This window comes from Ramlibacter sp. (assembly GCF_013697775.1).
Taxonomy (GTDB): domain Bacteria; phylum Pseudomonadota; class Gammaproteobacteria; order Burkholderiales; family Burkholderiaceae_C; genus Ramlibacter.
The window spans coordinates 1-10,993 of record NZ_JACCWG010000436.1; the positions used below are offsets into that span (position 1 = coordinate 1).

A 10,993-nucleotide genomic window follows, 5' to 3' on the forward strand; every position below is an offset into this window, starting at 1 on the left:
GCTGGTGGCCTGGGTGCTGCACGGCGCGCTGCTCGCCTGGGGCGTGCTGGGCGCCGAGCCGCGCTTCGGCTTCGCGCCCGCGGTGTCGATGACGGCCTGGCTGGTGCTGACCGTGTATGCGGTGGAAAGCCAGCTGTTTCCGCAATTGCAGGCGCGCTGGGCACTGGCCGGCCTGGGTGCCGCCGCGGTGCTGCTGGCCCTGGCCTTTCCCGGCAGCCCGCTGCACGCGAGCGCCTCCGCGTGGCTTCCGCTGCACTGGGCGCTGGGCATCGCCTCCTACGGGCTGTTCGCCGCCTCGGTGGTGCATGCGTGGCTCATGACGCGAGCCGAGCGGCAGTTCCGCCAGGCCGCAGACCCGCGCGCGGGTCTGCCGCTGCTCACGCTGGAGCGGCTGACCTTCCGTTTCGCCACCGCCGGCTTCATCCTGCTGTCGGCCACCCTGCTGGCCGGCTTTTTCTTCAGCGAATCGCTGTACGGCCAACCCTGGAAGTGGGACCACAAGACGGTGTTCTCGATGCTGTCCTGGTGCGCTTTCGCCGCGCTGCTGCTGGGGCGCGCGCGCTTCGGCTGGCGCGGCCGCAAGGCGGTGCGCGTGCTCTACACCGGCTCGCTGCTGCTGCTGCTGGCCTACGTGGGTTCGCGCTTCGTGCTCGAAGTGCTGCTGCGCCGCGCGGTTTGACATGCCCATGAAATACCTGCTGATCCTCGCCCTGGCCGTGGTCGTCTACATGTGGTGGCGCAACGGCCGCATCGCGCAGGCACGCCCGCGCCCGGGTGCCGCGCCGCGCGCCGGCAGCCCGCAGGACATGGTGTGCTGCCCGGTGTGCTCGGTGCACCTGCCGCGCGGCGACGCGGTGGCCGGCGGCGACGGCCGGCTCTACTGCAGCCAGGAACACCGCTTGCGCGCGCCGGGGGGCTGACGCTGGCCACGCCGTCATCCTTCGGCAGCATGGTGTCCGCGCCGGTGGCCGAGGTGCCCGAGGACTCGGCCTTCCACCGCCTGTGGCGCGGCTTCATGACGGCGCGCGTGACCATCGCGCTGGTGCTCACCGTGGTGTTCGCGGTGCTCTACGTGCTGGGCGGCCCGCACACGGTGAACGGCTGGATGATCGGCCTGTGCGCCACCTACCTCACCGCGGCGCTGGCGGTGCGCACCCTGACGCAGCCGGCGCCGCCGGGCAACGCCTTCGATCCGCAGTGGGTCTCCACCATCGGCGTCGACCTGATGGCGTTTTCCACGCTGCAGTTCCTGCAGGCCGCGGGGCTGAACTACCTGCCGCTGTTCGCGTTGCCAGTGCTCACCGCCGGCGTGCTGGGCTCGCCGCTGCTGGCGTTGGGCACGGCCGCCGGCGTGACGCTGCTGCTGCTGGGCGACGCCTGGATCTGGGCGCTGCAGCAGGGCATCGACGCCTCGCGCTTCCTGCAGGCCGGCCTCACCGGCATCGGCTACTTCGCCATCGCGCTGCTGGCCAACCAGCTGGCCGCGCGCCTGTCGCGCGAGGAGCGCGCCGCCCGGCGCGGCCGCATGGCGGCGCGCGTGCAGGCCCAGGTGAACGAGCTGGTGATCGAGAACCTGGGCGACGGCGTGCTGGTGGTCTCGGCCGAACAGCACGTGCACACCGCCAATCCCGCGGCGCGCCACCTGCTGGGCGACGGCACGCCGGCAGCGGCCCCGTTCGCGCTGAACGGGCGTACCGCCTGGCACCCGCTCGCGCAGCTGGTGCGGCGTACCTTCCTGGACAAGCAGCCGCAGACGGCCGAGGTGGCGCTGGCGCGCGCCGGCGGCGAGCGCCAGCTGGTGCACGTGCGCACGCGCCTCACGCCGCCGCACGACCCGCAGTCCGAAGGCCTGTGCGTGATGTTCCTGCAGGACCTGCGCGAGATGGAGGCGCGGCTGCGCACCGAAAAGCTTGCCGCCATGGGCCGCATGTCGGCCGCCGTGGCGCACGAAATCCGCAACCCGCTGGCCGCCATCGCGCAGGCCAACGCGCTGCTGGAGGAAGACCTGACCGATGCCGGGCAGCGGCGCCTCAGCGCCCTGGTGGGCCAGAACGCGCAGCGGCTCGCGCGCATCGTCGACGAGATCCTCAACATCGCGCGGGTGCAGCAGCAGGGCACGCCGCCCGCCTGGCTGGCGCTGGATGCGGCGGTGGCCACCGCCTGCGAGGAGTGGACGCGGCACACCCCTGCCGTGGCGGGGCGGCTGCACCTGGTGCTCGCCGCGCCGGGCGCGCGCGTCGCTTTCGAGGCCGACCACCTGCGGCGCGTGCTGGTCAACCTGCTGGACAACGCGCTGCGCTACGCGGGCGCGGCGGGGGATTCGATCTGCGTGGAAACCTCGGCGCTGCACGGCCGCGCCGACCTGCGCGTGTGGAGCGACGGCGAACCGCTGGAGCAGGGCGTGCAGCGGCACCTGTTCGAGCCCTTCTTCTCCTCCGAGAGCCGCTCCAGCGGCCTGGGCCTGTACATCTGCCGCGAGCTGTGCGAGCGCCACGGCGCCTCCATCGGCTACCGCCGCGCGGCGCGCGGCGACAGCGACGGCGCGCCGGAGGGCAACGACTTCTTCATCCACTTCCGTGTGCCGCCGGCCGTTGCGCCCGCGCCGCCGTTTGACACAATAGGCGCGTGATGGCCCAACCCGCAGCTTCCGCCGCGCAAGTGCTCGTGGTCGACGACGAGCCCGACCTGCGCACCCTGTACGAACTGACCCTGCTGCGGGAAGGCTACCGCGTGGACGCCGCCAGCAGCCTGGCCGAGGCCTGGAAGCTGCTGGACGCCCAGCGCTTCGACGCGGTGATCACCGACATGCGCCTGCCCGACGGGCTGGGCCTGGAATTGCTGCAGCGCATGGCGCAGCAGCAGCGCGCCGAACGCTGCATCGTGATGACCGCCTACGGCTCGGCCGAGAACGCGGTGGAAGCGCTCAAGGCGGGCGCCTTCGACTACCTCACCAAGCCGGTGGACTTGAAGCAGTTCCGCGCCGTGGTGGCCTCCGCCGTGGCCGATGCCGGCATGGCGAGTCCGCGCGCGCCGCTGGCGGCGGTGCGCAACGGAAACGGCAACGCCGGTCATGGCAACGGCGGCAGCGGCGCCCCCGCCAGCGGCGAGCGGCCGGTGCAGGCGCAGGCCGCGCTGCAGTGCATGGTCGGCGAGTCGGCCACCATGCGCGCCGTCAAGGAGCGCATCGGCAAGGTGGCGCGCAGCATGGCGCCGGTGATGGTGCGCGGCGAGTCCGGCACCGGCAAGGAACTGGTGGCGCGCGCCATCCACGGCTGCAGCCACCGCGCCGACGGGCCGTTCGTCGCGGTCAACTGCAGCGCCATCCCCGAGACGCTGCTGGAGGCCGAATTCTTCGGCGCCAGGAAGGGCTCCTACACCGGCGCCACCGCCGACCGCGAAGGCTATTTCCAGGCGGCGGGCGGCGGCACGCTGTTCCTCGACGAGATCGGCGACCTGCCGCTGCCGATGCAGTCCAAGCTGCTGCGCGCCATCCAGGAGCGCCAGGTGCGCTCGCTGGGTTCGATCCAGGAAGACACGGTGGACGTGCGCATCGTCAGCGCCACCCACCGCGACCTCGCCACCGACGTGGCCACGGGGCGCTTTCGCCAGGACTTGTTCTACCGCCTCAACGTCATCGACATCATGGTGCCGCCGCTGCGCGAGCGCCGCGAGGACCTGCCCGCGCTGTGCGAGGCGCTGCTGGCGCGCATCGCGCAGGAGTCGGGCATGCCGGCGCCCCATCTGTCGCCGCAGGTCGTGGCGCAGCTGGCGGCCCATCCGCTGCCCGGCAACGTGCGCGAGCTGGAGAACCTGCTGCACCGTGCGGTGGCGCTGTCCGACGGCGACGAGCTGCAGATCGACTTCGCGCCCGCGCAAATGCCTGCGGCGGCGTCCACGGCAGCCGCGGCCGTGCCGGAGCGCGCGCTGCCCACCGCCCTGCCCGGCGACCTGCAGGCCTACCTGGACCAGCAGGAGCGCGACATCCTGGTGCGCGCGCTGCAAGACACCGGCTTCAACCGCACCGCCGCCGCGCAGCGGCTGGGCCTGAGCCTGCGGCAGATCCGCTACCGCATCGCGCGGCTGCAGATCGCCGTGCCCGGCAGCGACAGCGCCGCCGATGCCGGCGCCGAAGACGCCGATGACGCGCCCGGCTGAACCGCCCCCGGGCCCCGGCACCGCGTCCGCGCTGTGGGACGACGGCTGGTACCGCTTCGCACGCCGCCTGGCGTCGCCCAACGTCGGCGCGCGCCCCGAAGGCGCCTGCATCGACCTGATCGTGGTGCACTCCATCAGCCTGCCGCCGGGCGTGTACGGCGGCGACGAGGTGCAGCGGCTGTTCACCAACACGCTGGACTTCGACGCCCATCCGTACTTCCGCCGCATCGTCGGCATGCAGGTGTCGGCGCACTTCTACATCCGCCGCGGCGGCGAGCTGTGGCAATTCGCCGACTGCGGCGCGCGCGCCTGGCACGCCGGCCCGTCGCAGTGGCGCGGCCGTGCCAACTGCAACGACGACTCGGTCGGCATCGAGCTGGAGGGCCTGGACGGCGAGCCGTTCGAGCACGCGCAGTACGAGGCGCTGGCCGGCCTGTGCGCCGCCATCGGCCAGCGCTACCCGATCCGCCACGTGGCAGGCCACGAGCACATCGCACCGGGCCGCAAGCCCGATCCGGGCAGCGGTTTCGACTGGCCGCTGTTGCGCGCGAGCCTGGGCTGGCCGCGCGAATGGTTCGCTGCGTAGGGTGCGATTTCTGCGCCGCGTCGCGCGGCGCGTCACAATTTTTCACATCGGCGGAGCGCGGCCTGCGCGGCGAAATCGGGCGCGAAGCCGCACCGATGCTCGCTTGTGGATGCGCCCTCACGCAACGGCGCGGCCCAGTGCCCGACCGTGGCGCGCTGCGCACCTGATATCCACAGGGATGTGCACCTCCCTCCCCAGGAGAACCACTACCTATAGTGCTTGAAAAGGCTTCAGACCCTATATATAGTGCCTCGGCGTACCAGGGCGGGTAAACTCCGCCCTCGCAAAAAATAACTGCAGCCGAGGAACATTGATGCAAACTGCCTTGAGCACACCTGGCGCCCACGCCGTCCCTCTCTCCACTCTTTCCCCCGTTTCCCCCGCCTCCGACACCGCCGCCAACCCGCTGGCGCACCACCAGATCATCCGGCGCAACGGCGCCGTCGTGCCGTTCGCGCCCGACAAGATCGCCATCGCCATCACGAAGGCCTTCCTGGCGGTGCACGGCTCCCAGGGCGCGGCCTCGGCCAGCGTGCGCGAGACGGTCGACCAGCTGACCCAGGCCGTGATCCGCGCGCTGGTGCGCTCGCGCCCCGGCGGCGGCACCTTCCACATCGAGGACGTGCAGGATCAGGTCGAACTCGGCCTGATGCGCGGCGAGCACCACGAAGTGGCGCGCGCCTACGTGCTGTACCGCGAGCGCCGCGCGCAGGAGCGCGCCAAGCAGGGCCAGCCCGAGGCGCCGCTGGAGCCGCTGTTCCACGTGCTGGAGCACGGCCAGCGCGTTCCGCTGGACATCGCGCGCCTGAAGGAGCTGATCGCCGACGCCTGCCGCGGCCTGGGCGCCGACGTGCAGGCGGAGCCGATCTACGCCGAGACCCAGCGCAACCTGTACGACGGCGTGCCGATCGACGAGGTCTACAAGGCCTCGATCCTGGCCGCGCGCACGCTGATCGAGAAGGACCCCGACTACAGCCACGTCACCGCGCGCCTGCTGCTGCACACCATCTTCAAGGAAGTGGTCGGCCGGGACGTGGCGCCGCAGGACCGGGCCGAGGCCTACTGCGACAACTTCCCCGAGTTCGTGAAGAAGGGCGTGCAAGCCGAGCTGCTGGACGAGAAGCTTCTGCAGTACGACCTGCGCAAGCTGGGCGCCGCGCTCAAGCCCGAACGCGACCTGAAGTTCGACTACCTGGGCCTGCAGACCCTGTACGACCGCTACTTCCTGCACGTGCGCAAGACCCGCATCGAGCTGCCGCAGGCCTTCTTCATGCGCGTGGCCATGGGCCTGGCGTTGAACGAGATCGACCGCGAGACGCGCGCCGTCGAGTTCTACGAAGTCCTGTCGAGTTTCGACTTCATGTCCTCCACGCCGACGCTGTTCAACAGCGGCACGCGCCGCTCGCAGCTGTCCTCCTGCTACCTCACCACGGTGCCGGACGACCTGGACGGCATCTACGAGTCGATCAAGGAAAACGCGCTGCTGTCCAAGTTCGCCGGCGGCCTGGGCAACGACTGGACGCGCGTGCGCGCGCTGGGCAGCCACATCAAGGGCACCAATGGCGAGTCGCAGGGCGTGGTGCCGTTCCTGAAGGTGGTCAACGACACGGCTGTGGCGGTCAACCAGGGCGGCAAGCGCAAGGGCGCGGTCTGCGCCTATTTGGAAAGCTGGCACCTGGACGTCGAGGAATTCCTGGAGCTGCGCAAGAACACAGGCGACGACCGCCGCCGCACCCACGACATGAACACGGCCAACTGGATCCCGGACCTGTTCATGCGCCGGGTGATGGAAAAAGGCGAGTGGACGCTGTTCTCCCCGTCCAACGTGCCCGACCTGCACGACCGCTTCGGCACCGACTTCGAGAAGGCCTACTTGGCCTACGAGGAAAAGGCCAAGCGCGGCGAGATCAAGCCGAGCAAGACCATTCCGGCTGCCGACCTGTGGCGCAAGATGCTCTCGATGCTGTTCGAGACCGGCCATCCCTGGATCACCTTCAAGGATGCCTGCAACATCCGCTCGCCCCAGCAGCACGCCGGCGTCGTGCACTCGTCCAACCTGTGCACCGAGATCACGCTGAACACCAGCGACACCGAAACCGCAGTCTGCAACCTGGGCTCGGTCAACCTGATCAACCACCTGAAGGACGGCGCGGGCGGTCCCGGCGGCGCCAGGCTGCTGGACCACGACAAGCTGCGCAAGACCATCACCACGGCGATGCGCATGCTCGACAACGTGATCGACATCAACTACTACGCGGTGAAGAAGGCGCGCGACTCCAACATGCGCCACCGCCCGGTCGGCCTCGGCGTGATGGGCTTCCAGGACGCGCTGTACGAGCTGCGCATCCCCTACGCCTCCACCGAGGCGGTGGAATTCGCCGACCAGTCGATGGAAGCGGTGTGCTACCACGCCTACTGGGCTTCCACCGAGCTGGCGCGCGAGCGCGGCAAGTACTCCAGCTACAAGGGCTCGCTGTGGGACAAGGGCGTGCTGCCGCTGGACACACTGGACCTGCTGGCCGCCCAGCGCGGCAGCCACTACGTGGAAGTGGACCGTTCCGCCAGGCTCGACTGGGACGCGCTGCGCAAGAAGATCGCCGCCGACGGCATGCGCAACTCCAACTGCGTGGCCATCGCGCCGACCGCCACCATCTCCAACATCGTCGGCGTGGACGCCTCGATCGAACCTTGCTTCGGCAACCTGTCGGTCAAGTCCAACCTGTCGGGCGAGTTCACCATCATCAACCACTACCTGGTGCGCGACTTGAAGCGCCTGGGCCTGTGGGACGAGGTGATGGTCATGGACCTGAAGCACTTCGACGGGTCGCTGCGCCCGATCGACCGCGTGCCGCAGGAGGTGAAGGCGCTGTACGCCACCGCCTTCGAGGTCGAGCCGGTGTGGCTGGTGGAAGCCGCCGCGCGCCGCCAGAAGTGGATCGACCAGGCGCAGTCGCTCAACATCTACATGGCCGGCGCCTCGGGCAAGAAGCTGGACGAGACCTACAAGCTCGCCTGGCTGCGCGGCTTGAAGACCACCTACTACCTGCGCACCACCAGTGCCACGCACGCCGAGAAATCCACCGTGCAGTCGGGCCGCCTGAACGCGGTGTCGAACGGCTCCATCTCGGCGCTCGATGCGGCCGCGGCCGCCGCGCGCGCGCAGATGGAAGCGGCGCAAACGCCTGCGAATGCGACGCCCGCGACCGACATCAAGTTCTGCGCGATCGACGATCCGACGTGCGAAGCATGTCAATGAGCCAAATGAAGTGAAGAGGTATCGGCGTTCTCCGACAAACGCCGATGCAATCAAGCAACAAAATGCGCCCGAGATGTGAATGAACACTTTGCATTCATCATCGAGGGCTCACATAATCCGAGCACTGGAAAACCTATGTTGACCTGGGACGACGAAGTCACGCCCACACCGTCAAATGCTGCGAGCGGTTTCATCGCGAACCGCGAGGCGGAGCATTCACCCCTCGCACCCGCAGCCGCACTCTCCCTCGCGTCCTTGTCGTCCGTTCCCGCCTCCTCTTCCCCGACTCCCCAGATCACGGTGCGCGCACCGGCGGCGACGCCGTCCGCACCCGCGCAGCCCGCGATCGCGCGCCGCGTGAGCGCCGCCGACAAGCGCATCATCAACGGCCAGACCGACGTCAACCAGCTGGTGCCGTTCAAGTACAAGTGGGCCTGGGAGAAGTACCTGGCCACTTGCGCCAACCACTGGATGCCGCAGGAAGTGAACATGAACCGCGACATCGCCCTGTGGAAGGACCCGAACGGGCTGACCGAGGACGAGCGCCGCATCATCAAGCGCAATCTGGGCTTCTTCGTCACCGCCGACTCGCTGGCCGCCAACAACATCGTGCTGGGCACCTACCGCCACATCACGGCGCCCGAATGCCGCCAGTTCCTGCTGCGCCAGGCCTTCGAGGAAGCGATCCACACCCACGCCTACCAGTACATCGTGGAGTCGCTGGGCCTGGACGAGGCCGAGATCTTCAACGCCTACAACGAGATCGCGTCGATCCGCGACAAGGACCAGTTCCTGATCCCGTTCATCCAGGCGATCATGGATCCGCACTTCCACACCGGCACCACCGAGTCCGACCAGACTCTGCTCAAGAGCCTGATCGTCTTCGCCTGCCTGATGGAAGGCCTGTTCTTCTACGTCGGCTTCACCCAGATCCTGGCGCTCGGGCGCCAGAACAAGATGACCGGCGCCGCTGAGCAGTACCAGTACATCCTGCGCGACGAGTCGATGCACTGCAACTTCGGCATCGACCTCATCAACCAGATCAAGCTCGAAAATCCCCAGCTCTGGACCTCCGAGTTCAAGGCCGAGATCAAGGGCCTGTTCCAGAAGGCCGTCGAGCTGGAGTACCGCTACGCCGAGGACACCATGCCGCGTGGCGTGCTGGGCCTCAATGCATCCATGTTCAAGGGCTACCTGCGCTACATCGCCAACCGGCGTGCCACGCAGATCGGCCTGGAGGCGCTCTTCCCCAACGAGGAAAATCCGTTCCCGTGGATGAGCGAAATGATTGACCTGAAGAAAGAGCGCAATTTCTTCGAGACCCGCGTGATCGAGTACCAGACGGGTGGCGCGCTTTCATGGGATTGAACGGCAACTGCGATGAGCTTGGATTCGCCCGCATGACGCACCGGCCCCCAGAGGCCGGCGTCATGGCAACCGGCCTTGAAGCCGGTGACGGGCTTCGGTGTTCGTGAGGCTGGGCTTCGGCCCAGCCGCATGGATCGCTTCGCGCGACCAACAAGCGTGGAGTGCTTTTTTGGCTGATGTGTTGATCGAAAGATCAGGAGAATAGAAATGGCAACTGCGAAGAAAGCGGCCGCGAAGAAGGCCCCTGCGAAGAAGGCTGCGGCCAAGAAGGCCCCGGCAGCGAAGAAGGCTGTCGCGAAGCGTCCGGCAGCCAAGAAGGCCGCCGCGAAGAAGGCTCCGGCGAAGAAGGCTGCGGCCAAGCGTCCGGCAGCCAAGAAGGCGGCTGCGAAGCGTCCGGCGGCGAAGAAGGCCGCTGCTGCGAAGCGTCCGGCAGCCAAGAAGGCTGCGGCCAAGACCGCCGCGAAGAAGGCGCCTGCGAAGAAGGCGGCTGCCGCCAAGAAGGCTCCGGCGAAGAAGGCCGCTGCCAAGAAGGCGACCGCGAAGAAGGCCGCCGCGAAGAAGCCGGCGGCGAAAAAGGCTGCTGCGAAGAAGAGCGGCGGCGCGAAGAAGGCCGCGAAAGCGCCTGCTGCGAAGCCTGCCGCGGCGGCATCGTCGCCTGCTGCACCGGCTGCCCCTTCGGCGCAAACCACACTGAACCCGCAGGCAGCCTGGCCGTTTCCGACGGCTTCGAAGCCCTAGGCCCTTCACCCGAAAAACGCTTGCGCGTTTTTCGGGTGCTTTGGTCAGATCAAACGCCGCAGCAAGCTGCGGCTTTTTTCATGGGAGAGCGCGCTGCATGTTATTGCGCGCGCTCTTTTTGCCGCTAGCGGATACTGGCGGACATGGACTCTTCCTCCGCTCCTGTCCTGCGCACGTGGCTCTTCGGGCCGGGCGCGGACACTGCCGCGCACGCGTCCATGGCAGCCAGCGGCGCATCGGTGCTCATCCAGGATCTCGAGGACTTCACACCGCCGCAGAGGCGGCCTGAAGCGCGCGCGTTGACCGGCCCGCTCATGGCGGCATGGCGCGCTGCCGGCGCACAGGTCTGCGTGCGCATCAACCGGCTGGCGGACGACGGGTTGCTGGATCTGCCATTCGTGGTCGCGGCGCGGCCGGGCTTCATTGCCTATCCCAAGGCCGCGGGCGCGGCGGACATCGTTGCGCTGGAACAGGCGATCGGGGCGGCGGAACATGCCGCCGGCGCCGTGGTGGGCGCCATCGGCATCCTGCCGATCTGCGAGACGGCCCTGGGCGTGGTCACGGTGCGCGAGATGGCGGCGGCCAGCGCGCGGGTGCGCTATGCGCTGCTCGGTGCCGAGGACCTGGCGGCCGACCTGTGGGCCGAGCGCAGCCGCGAGGCAATCGAGCTCGACCACGCGCGCCAGCGCTTCGTGCTGGAGTGCCGCGCTGCCGGCATCGAGCCGATCGACGCGCCCTACACCTTCAACGACGCCGACGGCGCCGGGCAGGAGGCGCGCTATGCGCGCCGGCTCGGCTACCGCGCCAAGAGCCTGGTGCGGGTGGACCACGTGCAGGCCATCACGCGCGCGCTGGTGCCAGGCGCCGAGGCGCGCGCGCAGGCACAGCGG

The 10,993-nt window shown here is 68.9% G+C and carries 9 protein-coding genes; all 9 read left to right on the forward strand.

The annotated features are described in order from the left end of the window. On the forward strand, positions 1-679 hold a 679-nt coding region (gene ccsA / locus H0U68_RS22145; protein ID WP_296359065.1), incomplete at its 5' end, for a cytochrome c biogenesis protein CcsA. Position 680: 1 nt separating this feature from the next. Next, complete coding sequence (locus H0U68_RS22150; protein WP_365732286.1) at positions 681-920, forward strand: PP0621 family protein; 240 nt, start codon at positions 681-683, stop codon at positions 918-920. Positions 921-949: 29 nt separating this feature from the next. Beyond that, on the forward strand, positions 950-2,629 hold the full coding sequence (locus H0U68_RS22155; RefSeq protein ID WP_296359066.1) for an ATP-binding protein: 1,680 nt from the start codon (positions 950-952) through the stop codon (positions 2,627-2,629). Then, entirely contained in the window at positions 2,629-4,155 is a 1,527-nt protein-coding gene (locus tag H0U68_RS22160; RefSeq protein WP_296359067.1) for a sigma-54 dependent transcriptional regulator, read from the forward strand. The genes H0U68_RS22155 and H0U68_RS22160 overlap by 1 nt, the downstream gene beginning before the upstream one ends. Next, positions 4,139-4,741, forward strand: a complete 603-nt coding sequence (ampD, locus tag H0U68_RS22165; RefSeq protein ID WP_296359068.1) for a 1,6-anhydro-N-acetylmuramyl-L-alanine amidase AmpD — start codon at positions 4,139-4,141, stop codon at positions 4,739-4,741. The genes H0U68_RS22160 and ampD overlap by 17 nt, the downstream gene beginning before the upstream one ends. A gap of 313 nt (positions 4,742-5,054) precedes the next feature. Then, positions 5,055-7,997, forward strand: coding sequence for a ribonucleoside-diphosphate reductase subunit alpha (locus tag H0U68_RS22170; protein ID WP_296359069.1), 2,943 nt, complete (start codon positions 5,055-5,057; stop codon positions 7,995-7,997). A 135-nt stretch (positions 7,998-8,132) separates the two neighbouring features. Further along, positions 8,133-9,365 (forward strand): ribonucleotide-diphosphate reductase subunit beta, encoded by a 1,233-nt coding sequence (locus tag H0U68_RS22175; protein ID WP_296359070.1) that lies wholly within the window; start codon positions 8,133-8,135, stop codon positions 9,363-9,365. Positions 9,366-9,572: 207 nt separating this feature from the next. Beyond that, positions 9,573-10,103, forward strand: coding sequence for a histone H1-like DNA-binding protein (locus H0U68_RS22180; protein WP_296359071.1), 531 nt, complete (start codon positions 9,573-9,575; stop codon positions 10,101-10,103). Positions 10,104-10,246: 143 nt separating this feature from the next. Next, positions 10,247-10,993: aldolase/citrate lyase family protein (locus H0U68_RS22185; RefSeq protein ID WP_296359072.1), on the forward strand; the 747-nt coding region annotated here is incomplete at its 3' end.